Below are 13,939 nucleotides of genomic sequence, written 5' to 3'. Positions count from 1 at the left end.
TACACACCCCAACCCACCCCCCCACCCCAACCCCCCACCCGTCGCCCCGCGCCGGGCCCCTGGTTTTGCTCTTCCTCCCTAATACCAACGAATTACCACTCACGACGGGCCGCGGTGGACGGGTCAGCTGCAGGCGGCGCGAAGGGCGTCGAGCTTCTTGACGTTGCGCTGCACCCACCCGGCGACGACGCCGGCGTCCTCGATGCGTTCCTTCTGCACCTGGACGTACGAGTCGGCCATGCCGAGCAGCGCGTTCTTGACGTCCTGGTCCTGGACGTCACCCGCGAGCTCGCGCAGCCGCCGCTCCTTGTCCTCGGCGCGTGCCTTGAACCTGGCCGGGTCGACCAGCGGGTTCAGGTCGGCGAGCCCGAGTGCCTCGGTGCACGCCGCGACCTTGTCCGCTGTCCGGCTCCCCTGGTCGACCGCGTTGCCGACCTCGGCGCACCCGCCCAGCAGCAGTACAGCTCCGGCCAGCAACGCGGCGATCGTTCCACCCCTCGTCATGGCGCCAAAGTACCGTCAGCCCTTGACGCAGACCACCTGCTTGAGGTGCGCCACGACCTCGACCAGGTCCGTCTGCGCGCGAATCACCGTTTCGATGTCCTTGTACGCCGCCGGGATCTCGTCGACCACGCCGGAGTCCTTGCGGCATTCGACGCCGGCCGTCTGCGCCGCCAGGTCGTCCGCGGTGAAGAGCTTCTTCGCCTTGTTCCGCGACATCCGGCGGCCGGCGCCGTGCGAGGCCGACTGGAAGGACGACTCGTTGCCGAGCCCGCGGACGATGTACGAACCGGTCCCCATGCTGCCCGGGATGATCCCGAGGTCCCCCGAGCCCGCCCGGATCGCCCCCTTCCGGGTGACGAGCAGCTCGACGCCGTCGTAGGTCTCCTCGGCCACGTAGTTGTGGTGGCAGGAGATCGCGTCGTCGAAAGCGACCTGCGGGAGCTCGTCGCGCACCGCCTGCTTCACCAGCGCGACCATCGTGGCCCGGTTGCGCGCCGCGTAGTCCTGCGCCCAGAACAGGTCACGCCGGTAGGCCTGCATCTCCGGCGTGCCCGCGACGAACACCGCGAGGTCCGGGTCGGGCAGGTCGGCGTTGTGCGGGAGCTTGCGCGCGACGGCCATGTGCCGCTCGGCCAGCTCCTTGCCGATGTTGCGCGAACCCGAGTGCAGCATCAGCCAGACCCGGCCCTCGTCGGCGCCACCCTGCTCGAGGCAGACCTCGATGAAGTGGTTCCCGCCGCCGAGGCTCCCGATCTGCCGCGCGGCCCGCTCGTGCAGGTCCTGGACGCCCGTGTGCAGCTCGCCGAACTGCTTCCAGAACGCGTCCCAGCCGCCGACGCCGTGCACCTTCGCCGGGTTCACCGGCGTCTTGTGCAGCCCGAAGCCGACCGGGACGGCGCTTTCGATCCGGCGGCGCAGCTTCCCGAGGTCGTCGGGCAGGTCGGCGGCGGTCAGCGACGTCCGTACGGCGCTCATCCCGCACCCGATGTCGACCCCGACGGCGGCCGGCGAGACGGCGTCGCGCATGGCGATGACGCTGCCGACGGTGGCGCCCTTGCCGTAGTGGACGTCGGGCATCACGGCGACGCCGTGCACCCACGGCAGGTTCGCGACGTTGTGCAGCTGCCGCATGGCCTGGTCTTCGACCGACGCGGGATCCGCCCACATCCGGATCGGGACGCGGGCCCCCTCGACAGCGGTGTACATGGTTTCCTCCCCTTGAAAGCGTTTGGCGGTGCCCAGGATCCCCCGGGCACCGCCAAACGAAAAGCGATTATTCAGCTGTCCACTGTGGTCTACAGCTGCTGGGCCACCAGCTCCGCGATCTGCACGGCGTTGAGCGCCGCGCCCTTGCGCAGGTTGTCGTTCGAGATGAACAGCGCCAGCCCGCGCCCGCCCTCGACGCCCTGGTCGACGCGGATGCGGCCGACGTAGCTCGGGTCGTTGCCCGCCGCCTGGAGCGGGGTCGGGACCTCCGACAGCTCGACACCCGCCGCGTGGGTCAGCAGTTCCGTCGCGCGCTCCACCGACAGCGGCCGCTCGAACTCCGCGTTCACCGAGATCGAGTGCCCCGAGAACACCGGCACGCGCACGCACGTGCACGAGACGCCGAGGCCCGGGATGCTCAGGATCTTGCGGCTCTCGTTGCGGAACTTCTTCTCCTCGTCCGTCTCCAGCTCGCCGTCGTCCACAATGGACCCGGCCATCGGGAGGACGTTGAACGCGATCGGGCGGACGTACTTCTCCGGCTTCGGGAACTCGATCGCCGCCCCGTCGTGGGTCAGCAGCGAAGCGTGCTCGGCGGCCGCCTTCACCTGGCCCGCGAGCTCGTCGACGCCGGCCAGCCCGCTGCCGGACACCGCCTGGTAGGTCGACGCCACGAGCCGGACCAGCCCGGCCTCGTCGTGCAGCGGCTTCAGCACCGGCATTGCGGCCATGGTGGTGCAGTTGGGGTTCGCGATGATCCCCTTGCGCGCTTCCTTGATCGCCTCGGGGTTGACCTCGCTGACCACCAGCGGCACGTCCGGGTCCATCCGGAACGCCGAGGAGTTGTCGATCACCGTGGCCCCGGCCGCGGCGAACCGCGGCGCCTGCGCCTTCGACGTCGAGCCGCCCGCGGAGAACAGCGCGATGTCCAAACCGGACAGGTCGGCCGTCGACGCGTCCTCGACCGTGATTTCGGTGTCACGCCAGGGGAGCTTCGACCCCGCCGAGCGCGCCGAAGCGAAGTAGCGCAGCTCGGCGACCGGGAACTCCCGCTCCGCCAGCAGCTTGCGCATCACCGCACCGACCTGGCCGGTCGCGCCGACCACCCCGACCCGCAGCCCGTCCGCCATCAGCGACCACTCCCCGCGTAGACGACGGCTTCTTCGTCGCCGCCGAGTTCGAACGCCTCGTGGATCGCGCGCACGGCGTCGTCGAGCTGCGCGTCCCGGATCAGCACCGAGATGCGGATCTCCGAGGTGTTGATGATTTCGATGTTGACGCCGGCCTCGGCCAGCGCTTCGCAGAACGTCGCCGTGACACCCGGGTGCGAGCGCATCCCGGCGCCGACGAGCGACACCTTGCCGACGTGGTCGTCGTAGAGGACCGACTCGAAGCCGATCTCCGCCTTGACCTTCTCGAGTTCCTTGACGGCCTTGGCGCCGTTGGCCTTCGACAGCGTGAACGTGATGTCGGTGCGGCCGGAGACGGTGCTGGAGACGTTCTGCAGCACCATGTCGATGTCGATCTCGGCGTCGGCGATCACGCGGAAGATCCGGGCCGCGGCACCGGTGTGGTCCGGCACCCCGGTCACCGTGATCTTGGCTTCGGAGCGGTCGTGCGCCACACCGGTGATCAGGGCTTGTTCCACGGGGATCTCCTCGATAGAACCGGTCACCGTCGTGCCCGGCTTGTCGCTGTAGGAAGAACGGACTCGGATGGGGACGCCGTAGCGGCGCGCGTACTCGACCGACCGCAGGTGCAGGATCTTCGACCCGCTCGCGGCGAGCTCGAGCATCTCTTCGTAGGTGACCGTGTCGAGCTTGCGCGCGTCCGGCACCACCCGCGGGTCGGCCGTGTACACACCGTCCACATCGGAGTAGATCTCGCAGACGTCGGCGTTCAGCGCGGCGGCCAGCGCGACGGCGGTGGTGTCCGAGCCGCCGCGGCCCAGCGTGGTGATGTCCTTGGTGTCCTGCGCGACGCCCTGGAAGCCGGCGACCAGCGCGATGTAGCCCTGGTCGAGGGCCTCGGTGACGCGGCTCGGGGTGACGTCGATGATGCGCGCGTTGCCGTGCACCGACGTCGTGACGACGCCGGCCTGCGAACCGGTGAACGACCACGCCTCGGCGCCCTGGGCCGCGATCGCCATCGCGACCAGCGAGTTCGAGATGCGCTCACCGGCGGTGAGCAGCATGTCCATCTCCCGCTCCGGCGGCGCCGGGTTCACCTGCTGCGCCAGGTCGAGCAGCTCGTCGGTGGTGTCACCCATCGCCGAGCAGACGACGACGACGTCGTTGCCCGCCTTCTTCGTCGCGACGATCCGCTCCGCCACGCGCTTGATCCGGTCGGCACTTTCCAGCGACGATCCGCCGTACTTCTGGACCACGAGGGCCACGCCCGAACCTCCTCGCGGGCCGGGCGGCTCCCTGGTGGGCACCGAGGAGCCCCCGCGTCCCATGATTTGACCAGGAGCCTACCGGGGCTTCGGCGGCCCGCCACCCTCTTGACGTGGGGCTCACTCGTCCCGCGGGTGTCGTGGAAGTAAATCTTCCGCAACACCAACGAAATGCGCGGAGCCCTTCCTCCCGAGTGATGCAGCGCACTCCTGGGTACGGTGAAGAACGTGCGGAAACCAGCTGTGACGAGTGTCCCGATCGCAACCCTGATGGCGGAACGGTGGAGCCCGCGGGCCTACGACGAGTCAGCCGTCGTCACCCACGAGCAGGTACGCGCGCTGCTCGAAGCGGCCCGCTGGGCGCCGTCGTTCGGCAACACCCAGCCGGCCCGCTACCTGGTGGGCGTCCGCGGCACGCCGTCGTTCGACGCGATCCTCTCGACGCTCAACTCGGGCAACCAGGCCTGGGCACACCGGGCGAGCCTGCTGCTGATCGGCGTCATGGTGACGACCAACGAGAAGGGGGATGTCCCCTATGCGGAGTACGGGCTCGGGCTGGCGTCGGAGAACCTCGTGCTGCAGGCGGTCGAGCTGGGCTTGATCGCGCACCAGATGGCGGGGTTCTCACCGGACGCCGCGCGGGCGGCGTTCTCGCTGCCGGAGGACGCCGTCGCGAAGGTCGCGATCGCCGTCGGGAAGCCGGCGGCACCGGAGGTCCTGGAGGAGGACTGGCGGATCGAACGGGAGAAGGCGGACCGGGCCCGGCTGCCGCTCGAGGAGTTCGCCTTCACCGGCCAGTGGGGCAAGCCGGCGCTATGACGCCCCGCCGACACGGCGGATGACCTTGGCGACGATCCCGGACACGACCATCCAGAAGATGGCCGCGATGCCGTAGTTGACCAGCACGCGCAGCTTTTCGTCACTCGGCGTGAACAGGTCGCTGAAGCCGAGCGCGAGGCTGTCCGCCCAGGACTTCACGAACGACACGATGCCGTTGTCCGGGTTGGCCGAGCCGACCGTGAAGATCACGTGGATCACCAGGAACGCGGCGAAGACCAAGCCGACCCAGCGGACGATCGACGCCACCACCGAGGCCACCTTGCCCCCGGTCCGGCGCCAGTCGACGGCGGCGCGGCGGGAGACGCGGGTCTCCTCCGACGACTCTGCGTGCTCACCCATGCCCGCAGTTTCGCATGGGACCAGGCTGATTGCTACCCGCAGGTAACCATCCGGGTCACAGTTCCATCGCGGCCCGGCTTTCCTCACGCAGTGTTCCGTGGTTATGGTGGGGCCGTGGCGCGTGCTCTCCTGCTTCGCTGCCGCGACGGGGCCTGACCGGACCGGCTCCCCGTCGCGGGGCTTCGTGGTGCCGGTCGCACCCGTCGAGCTGGAGACACCCCAAATCCCATGAGCAAGATCCGCAAACCTTCGCGTCCCGCGCCCGCCGGCCAGCCCGCCTGGAACACCCAGCGCGGCACGTCCATGCCGGTGCACCGCTACCGCCCCTGGTACGACCTGGTCGAGAACATCGACCTGCCCGACCGCACCTGGCCCGAGAAGCGCATCGAGCGCGCGCCGCTGTGGTGCGCCGTCGACCTGCGTGACGGCAACCAGGCCCTGATCGACCCGATGTCGCCGGCGCGCAAGCGCAAGTTCTTCGACCTGCTGGTCCGCATGGGCTACAAGGAGATCGAGGTCGGCTTCCCGGCGGCGTCGCAGACGGACTTCGACTTCGTCCGCGAGATCATCGAAGACCACGCGATCCCGGACGACGTCAGCATCCAGGTGCTGACCCAGTGCCGTCCCGAGCTGATCGAGCGGACCTTCCAGTCGCTCGAAGGGGCGCCGCGCGCGATCGTGCACATCTACAACTCGACGTCGATCCTGCAGCGCCGCGTGGTCTTCCGCGAGGAGCGCGAAGGCATCAAGAAGATCGCGACGCAGGCCGCGGAAATGGTCGTCGAGCTGGCCGCCAAGCAGCCCGACACCGACTTCCGGTTCCAGTACTCGCCGGAGTCCTACACCGGCACCGAGCTGTCCTACGCGCTCGAGGTCTGCAACGCCGTCACCGAGATCTGGCAGCCGACGCCGGAGAAGCCGGTGATCCTGAACCTGCCGGCTACCGTCGAGATGGCGACGCCGAACGTCTACGCCGACTCGATCGAGTGGATGAGCCGGAACCTGGCCCGCCGCGACTCGGTGATCCTGTCGCTGCACCCGCACAACGACCGCGGCACCGGCATCGCCGCCGCCGAGCTGGGCTACCAGGCCGGCGCGGACCGGATCGAGGGCTGCCTGTTCGGCAACGGCGAGCGCACCGGCAACGTCGACCTGGTCGCGCTGGGCATGAACCTCTACAGCCAGGGCATCGACCCGCAGATCGACTTCTCCGACATGGACGAGATCAAGCGGACGGTCGAGTACTGCAACCAGCTGCCGGTGGGCGAGCGCTCGCCGTGGGGCGGCGACCTGGTGTTCACCGCGTTCTCGGGCAGTCACCAGGACGCGATCAACAAGGGCCTCGACGCGCTGAAGGACGCCGCGGACAAGGCGGGCGTACCGGTCGACGAGTTCCCGTGGGAGGTCCCGTACCTGCCGATCGACCCGAAGGACGTCGGCCGCACGTACGAGGCCGTGATCCGGGTGAACTCGCAGTCCGGCAAGGGCGGCGTCGCCTACATCATGAAGGCCGAGCACCAGCTCGACCTGCCGCGCCGGCTGCAGATCGAGTTCTCGAAGGTCATCCAGCGCTACACCGACTCCGAGGGCGGCGAGGTCGACCCGACGACGATGTACAACGCCTTCGCGGCCGAGTACCTGGAGCTGAAGACGCCGCTGGAGCTGGTCCGCCAGCACGTCCGCGACAACGGCGACGGCGAGTACGACATCACCGCGACGGTCCGCGTGGAGGGTGACGAGCACGAGATCACCGGCCGCGGCAATGGCCCGATCGCGGCGTTCTTCGACGCGCTGTCGACGGTCGGCTACGACCTGCGCCTGCTGGACTACAACGAGCACACGCTCTCCCCGGGCGACGACGCGCGCGCAGCGTCGTACATCGAGTGCGCGATCTCGGACCGGGTGTTCTGGGGCATCGGCATCGACCCGTCGATCGTCACGGCGTCGCTGCGCGCGGTCGTCTCGGCGGTGAACCGCGCCAACCGGTGAGGGCGGAGCGGCTGGTCGCGTTGTTGTTCACGCTGCAACGGCGCCGCAGCGCGACCGCCGCCGAACTCGCTTCCGAACTGGGCGTTTCGGAACGGACGATGCACCGCGACCTGGCGGCCCTGCGTGAAGCGGGCGTTCCGCTGTGGACGGAGCCGGGCCGCCACGGCGGCTTCCGCCTGGTCGACGGCTGGCGCTCCGGGCTCGACGGGCTGACGGCGCGCGAGGCCGTGGCGCTGTTCGCGCTGGGGGTGCCGTCGGCGCTCGCGGGCCTCGGCCTGGACACGGCGAGCAGCGCGGCGCGGGCGAAAGTGGCCGCGGGGATGCCTGCGGAGCTGCGGGAACACGCGGCCTTGGTGGCCGGGCGGTTCCACCTGGACGCGCCGGGCTGGTTCGGCTCGCCGGACGAGCCGCCGTCCCTGGCGGCGGTGGCGCAGGCGGTGTGGTCGCAGCGGCGGGTCTCGGTCACCTACCGGCGCCGGGACAAGGTGGCTTCACGGGAGCTCGAGCCGCTGGGGCTCGTGCTGAAGGCGGGCGTCTGGTACCTGGTGGCCCGGGTGGTCCCGGATGGCGCGCTGCGGACGTACCGGGTGTCGCGGATCCTCTCGGCGGACCGGCTCGACGAGGCGTTCGAGCGGCCGCCGGACTTCGACCTGGCACGCTGGTGGCGGTCGTCGTCAGCGGCGTTCGAGCAGGTGGCGCGGCCGGTGCGGGTCCGGGCGCGGTTGGACCGGACAGCCGTGCGGGAGCTGCGGCGGGTTTTCGGCGGGGAGCACCTCGCGGACACGGTGGTTTCACTGGGGACGCCGGGTGCGGACGGCTGGGCCGAGGCCGAGCTCGCGCTGGAAGACGGCGAGATCGGCCTCGGTCAGCTGGTCGCGTTGAGTCCCGGGGTGGAGGTGCTGGACCCGCCCGGGCTGCGGGCGGCGCTGGCCGCGATCGGCGCGGAACTGGCCGCCCGCAACGCTCAGCGGTAGCCGGTGGTGTCCGCGGGCTTTCCCCGGTCGGCCACCTCCGTCATGTACCGCCACCCGTCCGGCCGGCTGCCGTCGACGTCGTCCACGCCGTACTCCTTCGCCAGCTGCCCGCTGTTCACCGTCTGCCCGGTCCACCGGTGCCGGTCCGGGTCCGCGGCCAGCGCCGCCACCGTCCGCCCGCAGAACGTCGGCGTCTCCGAGATCGCGAAGTGGGGGACGCGCTCGCACGCGTCACGCCAGTTCTCCTCCGTCACCCCGTAGGCCTCCAGCATCGCCTCGGACCGCAGGTACCCCGGCGTGAAGGCCACCGCGGTCGCGCCGTGCGCGGCCAGCTCGGCGGCCTCGCCGATCGCCAGCAGGTGCGCCGACGCCTTCGCGACGTAGAACGGCAGCGAAGTGCCTTCGCGGTACTTCGCGTTGTACTCCGCCGTGCCATCGGTCAGCTCGACGACCAGCCCGCCCGGCTGCTCGATCAGCAGCGGGAACAGGAAGTGGCTGGTGATCAGGTGTGCGTCGATGCCGAGGCGGATCATCCGCAGCCCCGCCTCGAGGTCGTGCTCCCACACCGGCTTGCCCCAGCCGAGGTGCTGGTCACCGCCCCAGAGGCCGTCGACCAGGACGTCGAGGCGGTCGATCCGCTTGGCCAGCGCCTCGACCTCGGCCGGCACCAGGTGGTCGACGCGGATCGCTTCCGCCTGGCCACCCGCCTTCTCGACCAGCTCGGCCGTCTCCTCGATCGTCTCCGGACGGTCCACTTCGGACCGTCCGGCGCGGGTCGTCCGGCCGGTCACGTACACGAAGGCGCCCGCGCGGCCGAGTTCGACGGCGATCGCCCGGCTCGCGCCGCGCGTGCCGCCCGCCACCAGTGCGACTTTTCCGGAAAGTGCGTTCATGGGCCCAGCGTCCGGGCGAACCATGACAACTCCTGGCATGGTTTCGGCGCGAATCTGTGGCCGAGCTGTCGGGTTGCTGTGAGTCCCCGGTGATCGGGAGTACCCGGCCCCGAGCGGGCGGTTAATGGAGGTGTGGACGGATCGACGGCGGGACTGCTGGTGCTGTTCGTCGTCGCGCTCGTGCCGCTGCTGCCCACCGAGGTGACCATCCTCGGCATGGGCGTCGAAGCGGCGCAGGGCGGGACGTCGCTGGCGCTGGTGATCGCCGTGGCGAGTGCCGGGTGCCTGGCGTCCGACCAGGCGCTCTACGCCCTCGGCCGGTTCGGTGGCCGGGCGGCGCTGGACCGGCTGAGCCGGCGGCGGAAGTTCGCCGCCGGCCTCGGCTGGCTCGACGGGCGGCTGCAGCGCCACCCCCGGCCGGTGCTGGTGGCCGCCCGCTGGCTGCCGTCGGGTGGGACGCTGGGCGCCCTCCTCGCCGGATCGCTCCGGTGGCCGATGGCGGAGTTCTTCGCCGCTTCGGCCGTCGGCGTCACACTCTGGACGTCGTACGTGGCCTTCCTCGGCTACGCCGGCGGCCGGATCGTCACCGAACCCGGGATCAGCCTGCTGCTCTCCCTCGGCGTGGCCCTGATCCTGGGTTCGGTGCTCACCTACGGCGTGAAGCGGTCGGCTAGAGCGCTTTGAGGATGTCCGCCGGTTCGGTCCGCGTGACGAAATCCGGGTGGACGTCGATGAACCGGATCACCCGGTCGCGGCCGACCACGACGACGGCCGGGTGGACCAGCTCCCAGCTCCCGTTGACCTCCTCGAGGTCCGTACCCAGCGTCTTCATCGCCTCGCGCACGACGTCGGAAACCGGGTAGCTCAACCCGAGGCTCCGCCCCACGGTGCTGCCCACGTCCGAAAGCACGGGAAACGCCAGGTCGGGCACCGGCCCATCGGGCTTCTGCGGGCTGATCGCGGCGAGGGTCGCGCCGCGCTTCTCCAGCTCGGGCAGCAGTTCCTGCTGGTAGGTGCGCAGGGTCAGGTTGCAGTACGGGCACCACTGGCCGCGGTAGAACACGAGCACCGCGGCCCCGCCGGCCACGAGCTCGGCCAAGCCCGTCGGCACGCCGTCGGCCCCCGGCAGCGTGAAGTCCTCGATCTTGTCGCCCACCTCGGCGAAGTCCGTCGCGGCACGGCGCCGGTCCGCGTCGAGGATTTCGGCGAGCTCCGGCGGCAGGGCACCCCGGAGGGTGTCGTTCAGCCCGGTCAGGGCGGCTTCGAGCGTCATGGATCCCCCTAGCTGGTTGTACTGATCGGTACAGTGAGCCGAACTGTACTATTCAGTACATGGAGGCGCAAGCAGCTTCGACCCCGCGCGGCAAGCGAACCCGCGACGCGATCGTCGACGCCGCGGCCGCGCTGATGTACGTCGACGGCGTCGCGGGCACGAGCGTCGACAAGGTGCTCGCCGCGAGCGGGGCCGGGAAATCGCAGATGTACCACTACTTCAAGAACAAGGAACAGCTGGTCGGAGCCGTGATCGACCGGTACCTCGAGCAGATCCTCGGCAACCAGCCGGCGATCTTCACGCTCGCCGCCTGGGCCGACCTCGAAACGTGGAAAGAGCAGCTGCTGGACGTCCACCGCCGCGCGGGCGGCCCGATCGCCTGTCCGCTGGGCAACCTCGCGGGCGAGGTGGGCGACAACCCGAAGCTCGCGCCGCTGGTCGACCGGGCCTACCGGGCGTGGGAGTCCCACCTGGAGCGTGGGCTGAGCACGTTGCAGGACAAGGGAGAACTCGACCCGGACGCCGACCCGGCGCGGCTGGCGCAGGCGGCGATGACGTCCGTCCAAGGTGGACTGCTGCTGGCCCACATCCGGCACGACCTCACGGCACTGGAGGACGCGCTCGGCATCGCGCTGGCCTACCTGCGCGGCTTCAAGCGGTGAGCTGGGCGATCTCCGCGCGCAGTTCGTCGATCACCTTGGCCACGGCCGGGCGCTGCCGCGCACCGGTGCGGCACACCGCCTCCACCAGCCGGGCCGCGCGGATCCCGGCGAGCGGCCGCCCGACCAGCCCGCTCCCGCGGCGGGTGTCCATCGTGTACCGCGGCAACAGCGCGATGCCGTGGCCGGCCGCGACCAGCCGCTCGGTGATCCTGAAGTCGTTGATCCGCTGGACGACGACCGGCCGCACGCCGGTGCGGACGGTCAGCGAGCGCAGCACGTCGTCCACCGGGAAGCCGTGGTCGACGCCGATCCAGCGTTCGTCCGCCAGCTCGGCCAGCTCGACCCGGCGCCGGCTCGCCAGTCGGTGCCCGGCCGGCAGCGCGACGTCGAGCGGTTCGCGCAGCAGCGGCACCACCTCGAGGCGGCCGGAGTCGAACTCCGGCGCGTGCTCGTCGCGGTGCGCCACGACGATGTCGTAGTCCGCGACCAGGCCGGGCACCTCCGGCGGCGTCATGTCGACGTCCCGGACGTCCACCTCCAGGCCGTCGTACCCGGCGACGCGCGAGAGCAGCCCCGGCAGCAGCATCAGCCCGGCCGACTGGAAGATCGCGATCCGCACCCGCCCGCGCGGCGCGCTGCGGTAGGTGTCCAGTTCGGACTCCGCGCGTTCGAGCGCGGCGAGCACCTCGTCGGCGCGGGCGACCAGCGCCCGGCCCGCGTCGGTCAGCCGCAGGCCCCGGCCCGCCGGCTCGGTGAGCGGCAGGCCGACCTCGCCCTGCAGCGCGCGCAGCTGCTGCGAGACGGCGGACGGCGTGCAGTGCAGGGCCCGCGCGGCCGCCGTCACGCTCCCGCGGTCGGCGAACTCCCGCAGCGTGCGCAGCCGGCCCAGATCCACGCCGCCACTGTACTTGAAGCACTGCTACAAGGTCCCTGCAGATATTCTCGCTGGTCCTTCACGGTCGTCGTTGACACAGTGGGGGTATGCCCGCTCGTGACCGTTTGCTCGCCGTGCTCGTCGCCGTCCTCTGGGGCCTCAACTTCCTGGCCATCCACGCCACGCTCGGCCAGTTCCCGCCGGTGTTCGCGGGTGCGCTGCGGTTCGCCGTGATCGCCGTCCCGACGATCCTGTTCGTGCCGTGGCCGAAGGTGAAGGTGCGGCACCTGCTCGGCTACGGGCTGGGCTTCGGCACCGGGCAGTTCGCGTTCCTGTTCATCGCGATGGACACCGGGATGCCGACCGGGCTCGCGTCGCTGGTGCTGCAGGCTTCGGCGCCGTTCACGGTGCTGCTCGGCGCGGTGTTCCTGCGCGAACGCGTCACCCCGCACCAGCTGGCCGGCATCGCGCTGGCGGTGGCCGGGATGGCCGCGATCGCGTGGCAGCGGTCCGGGCACGCGGCGCTGCTGCCGATGGTCCTGACCCTGCTGGCCGCGCTGAGCTGGGCGTTCGGCAACCTGAGCACGCGCAAGGCCGAGCCGGACAACCCGCTGCACTTCACGCTGTGGATGTCGGTGGTGCCGCCGCTGCCGATGTTCGCGCTTTCGCTGGTCATGGAGGGCCCGGCCGCGCAGTGGCGCTCGCTGGCGACGCTCGGGACGCCGACCGGGCTGACCGCGCTGGGCGGGCTGGCCTACGTGGTGCTGATCGGCACGGTCGTCGGATCGGGCCTGTGGACCACGTTGATGCGCCGCAACCCGGCCGGCGTGGTGTCGCCGTTCTCGCTGCTGGTGCCGGTGGTCGGGCTGACGGCGTCGTTCGTGTTCCTGGGCGAGCGGCCGACCTGGCTGGAGGTGGGCGCCGCCGTGGTCGTGATCGCGGGAGTGCTGCTGGGCTCGCTCCGGCTCGCGCCCAAGCGGGAACTGGTCGCCGTTTAGGCGGCCGTCTCTTCCTGCTTTTCCTCTTCCACGGGTTCCACGGGGTGGCGGCCGAGGCGCTTCTTCATGACGAAGAAGACGACGACGCCGATGACGATCGCGGCGACCAGGCCGAACTTGGAGAACCGGCCGAGCCACTCCTCGGCGACCACGCCGAGGTAGTAGACGGCCGCGGTGGTGCCGCCGGCCCAGACGATGCCGCCGGCCGCGTTCGCCAGCAGGAACTTCGGGTAGTGCATGCGCAGCGACCCGGCGAGCGGGCCGGCGAGGATCCGCAGGAAAGCGATGAACCGGCCGAGGAAGACGGCCCACACACCGCGTTTGTTGAAGATCCGTTCGGCGTTGGCGAGGTGCGCCGGGCCGAAATGCTTCGGGAATTTCCGGCCGGCCCAGGCGAACAGCCGTTGCCCACCGGTTTTCCCGATGAAGTAGCCGATGCTGTCGCCGATGATGGCGCCCGCACTGGCCAGAACACCGATCCAAAGCGGACTCAGGTTGCTGTGCTGCGACGCCAACAGGGCGGCGCTGACCAGCACGATCTCGCCGGGCAGCGGAATCCCGAGGCTTTCGATCATGATCACCGCACCGACGATCAGGTACACCGAAAGCGGCGGGATCGCCTCCAGCCATTGGTCGATGTGCACAGCCCGTACCCCCTGGTACCTACGTCCGGATCGGTGTTCGCTTTCCGAAGGGTACCGGGGGCGATGCGCGCGGGGCGGCATCCTCAGGTATTGCCCGGGGTACGACTTTGGTCGGGGTCCAGCCGCGCTCAGCGCCGACCAGCCCACTTTCAGCTGCCTGGCAGGCCCAAGCCTGCTGTCGGCCAAAGCCTCCGCGACCACCCACTCCACCGCTGACCGAAGCGCCTGCCACCACCCACTCTGCCGCTGGCCGAAGCTCCCGCCACCACCCACTCCGCCGCCGGCCGAAGCCCCCGCCACCACCCACTCCACCACCGGCCAAAGCGCCCGCGACCACCGGCCGGCCGC

15 protein-coding genes are annotated in these 13,939 nt (G+C 70.6%); 6 read left to right on the top strand and 9 right to left on the bottom strand.

The annotated features are described in order from the left end of the window. Positions 1–123: 123 nt before the first annotated feature. The 4 genes from ACWED2_RS19870 to ACWED2_RS19855 all read right to left on the bottom strand — a co-directional run bounded on the left by ACWED2_RS19870 (position 124) and on the right by ACWED2_RS19855 (position 4,105). The gene (locus ACWED2_RS19870) at positions 124–504 is read right to left on the bottom strand and encodes a hypothetical protein (RefSeq protein ID WP_449691948.1); all 381 of its coding nucleotides are present in this window, start codon (positions 502–504) and stop codon (positions 124–126) included. Positions 505–519: 15 nt separating this feature from the next. Then, on the bottom strand, positions 520–1,710 hold the full coding sequence (locus ACWED2_RS19865; protein WP_449691947.1) for an RtcB family protein: 1,191 nt from the start codon (positions 1,708–1,710) through the stop codon (positions 520–522). Between the two features lie 89 nt (positions 1,711–1,799). Continuing rightward, positions 1,800–2,840, bottom strand: a complete 1,041-nt coding sequence (locus ACWED2_RS19860) for an aspartate-semialdehyde dehydrogenase (protein ID WP_449691946.1) — start codon at positions 2,838–2,840, stop codon at positions 1,800–1,802. Beyond that, positions 2,840–4,105 carry an aspartate kinase gene (locus ACWED2_RS19855; protein WP_086849838.1) on the bottom strand — a complete coding sequence of 422 codons (1,266 nt, stop codon included), beginning with the start codon at positions 4,103–4,105 and terminating at the stop codon, positions 2,840–2,842. The genes ACWED2_RS19860 and ACWED2_RS19855 overlap by 1 nt, the downstream gene beginning before the upstream one ends. A gap of 228 nt (positions 4,106–4,333) precedes the next feature. Here ACWED2_RS19855 and ACWED2_RS19850 point away from each other — a divergent pair, with 228 nt between their 5' ends. Continuing rightward, positions 4,334–4,924 (top strand): nitroreductase family protein, encoded by a 591-nt coding sequence (locus ACWED2_RS19850; protein WP_449691945.1) that lies wholly within the window; start codon positions 4,334–4,336, stop codon positions 4,922–4,924. Here the strand turns inward: ACWED2_RS19850 and ACWED2_RS19845 are convergent. Then, positions 4,919–5,284 (bottom strand): hypothetical protein, encoded by a 366-nt coding sequence (locus ACWED2_RS19845; protein WP_449691944.1) that lies wholly within the window; start codon positions 5,282–5,284, stop codon positions 4,919–4,921. The genes ACWED2_RS19850 and ACWED2_RS19845 overlap by 6 nt on opposite strands. A 228-nt stretch (positions 5,285–5,512) precedes the next feature. On the opposite strand from ACWED2_RS19845, the gene leuA reads away from it, so the two are divergent. Together leuA and ACWED2_RS19835 are read left to right on the top strand one after the other, a co-directional pair. Continuing rightward, positions 5,513–7,273 carry a 2-isopropylmalate synthase gene (gene leuA, locus ACWED2_RS19840; RefSeq protein WP_449691943.1) on the top strand — a complete coding sequence of 587 codons (1,761 nt, stop codon included), beginning with the start codon at positions 5,513–5,515 and terminating at the stop codon, positions 7,271–7,273. Further along, positions 7,270–8,247, top strand: a complete 978-nt coding sequence (locus tag ACWED2_RS19835; protein ID WP_449691942.1) for a helix-turn-helix transcriptional regulator — start codon at positions 7,270–7,272, stop codon at positions 8,245–8,247. Before leuA ends, ACWED2_RS19835 begins: the two co-directional genes overlap by 4 nt. Here ACWED2_RS19835 and ACWED2_RS19830 read toward each other — a convergent pair. Next, positions 8,238–9,140: an SDR family oxidoreductase gene (locus tag ACWED2_RS19830; protein WP_449691941.1), complete on the bottom strand. Its 903-nt coding sequence runs from the start codon at positions 9,138–9,140 to the stop codon at positions 8,238–8,240. The genes ACWED2_RS19835 and ACWED2_RS19830 overlap by 10 nt on opposite strands. Before the next feature lie 132 nt (positions 9,141–9,272). Here ACWED2_RS19830 and ACWED2_RS19825 point away from each other — a divergent pair, with 132 nt between their 5' ends. Continuing rightward, complete coding sequence (locus tag ACWED2_RS19825) at positions 9,273–9,824, top strand: DedA family protein (protein WP_449691940.1); 552 nt, start codon at positions 9,273–9,275, stop codon at positions 9,822–9,824. Here the strand turns inward: ACWED2_RS19825 and ACWED2_RS19820 are convergent. Further along, the gene (locus ACWED2_RS19820; protein WP_449691939.1) at positions 9,811–10,413 is read right to left on the bottom strand and encodes a peroxiredoxin-like family protein; all 603 of its coding nucleotides are present in this window, start codon (positions 10,411–10,413) and stop codon (positions 9,811–9,813) included. The two genes, ACWED2_RS19825 and ACWED2_RS19820, sit on opposite strands and share 14 nt — an antisense overlap. Before the next feature lie 59 nt (positions 10,414–10,472). On the opposite strand from ACWED2_RS19820, the gene ACWED2_RS19815 reads away from it, so the two are divergent. After that, positions 10,473–11,075, top strand: coding sequence for a TetR/AcrR family transcriptional regulator (locus ACWED2_RS19815; RefSeq protein ID WP_449691938.1), 603 nt, complete (start codon positions 10,473–10,475; stop codon positions 11,073–11,075). Here the strand turns inward: ACWED2_RS19815 and ACWED2_RS19810 are convergent. Continuing rightward, the gene (locus tag ACWED2_RS19810) at positions 11,065–11,970 is read right to left on the bottom strand and encodes a LysR family transcriptional regulator (RefSeq protein ID WP_449691937.1); all 906 of its coding nucleotides are present in this window, start codon (positions 11,968–11,970) and stop codon (positions 11,065–11,067) included. The two genes, ACWED2_RS19815 and ACWED2_RS19810, sit on opposite strands and share 11 nt — an antisense overlap. Positions 11,971–12,056: 86 nt before the next feature. On the opposite strand from ACWED2_RS19810, the gene ACWED2_RS19805 reads away from it, so the two are divergent. Continuing rightward, positions 12,057–12,947: an EamA family transporter gene (locus ACWED2_RS19805; protein WP_449691936.1), complete on the top strand. Its 891-nt coding sequence runs from the start codon at positions 12,057–12,059 to the stop codon at positions 12,945–12,947. Here ACWED2_RS19805 and ACWED2_RS19800 read toward each other — a convergent pair. Beyond that, on the bottom strand, positions 12,944–13,591 hold the full coding sequence (locus ACWED2_RS19800; RefSeq protein ID WP_449691956.1) for a DedA family protein: 648 nt from the start codon (positions 13,589–13,591) through the stop codon (positions 12,944–12,946). The two genes, ACWED2_RS19805 and ACWED2_RS19800, sit on opposite strands and share 4 nt — an antisense overlap. Between the last annotated feature and the right edge of the window lie 348 nt (positions 13,592–13,939).

The sequence above is a fragment of the Amycolatopsis sp. NPDC005003 genome (assembly GCF_053600695.1).
This window is presented reverse-complemented; position numbering and strand designations above follow the sequence as displayed.

Excerpts from the sequence above, each read along its gene's own strand:
- ACWED2_RS19870 (WP_449691948.1), bottom strand. The coding sequence starts at position 504 with ATGACGAGGGGTGGAACGATCGCCGCGTTGCTGGCCGGAGCTGTACTG.
- ACWED2_RS19865 (WP_449691947.1), bottom strand. The coding sequence starts at position 1,710 with ATGTACACCGCTGTCGAGGGGGCCCGCGTCCCGATCCGGATGTGGGCG.
- ACWED2_RS19860 (WP_449691946.1), bottom strand. The coding sequence starts at position 2,840 with ATGGCGGACGGGCTGCGGGTCGGGGTGGTCGGCGCGACCGGCCAGGTC.
- ACWED2_RS19845 (WP_449691944.1), bottom strand. The coding sequence starts at position 5,284 with ATGGGTGAGCACGCAGAGTCGTCGGAGGAGACCCGCGTCTCCCGCCGC.
- leuA (WP_449691943.1), top strand. The coding sequence starts at position 5,513 with ATGAGCAAGATCCGCAAACCTTCGCGTCCCGCGCCCGCCGGCCAGCCC.
- ACWED2_RS19830 (WP_449691941.1), bottom strand. The coding sequence starts at position 9,140 with ATGAACGCACTTTCCGGAAAAGTCGCACTGGTGGCGGGCGGCACGCGC.
- ACWED2_RS19820 (WP_449691939.1), bottom strand. The coding sequence starts at position 10,413 with ATGACGCTCGAAGCCGCCCTGACCGGGCTGAACGACACCCTCCGGGGT.
- ACWED2_RS19815 (WP_449691938.1), top strand. The coding sequence starts at position 10,473 with ATGGAGGCGCAAGCAGCTTCGACCCCGCGCGGCAAGCGAACCCGCGAC.
- ACWED2_RS19805 (WP_449691936.1), top strand. The coding sequence starts at position 12,057 with ATGCCCGCTCGTGACCGTTTGCTCGCCGTGCTCGTCGCCGTCCTCTGG.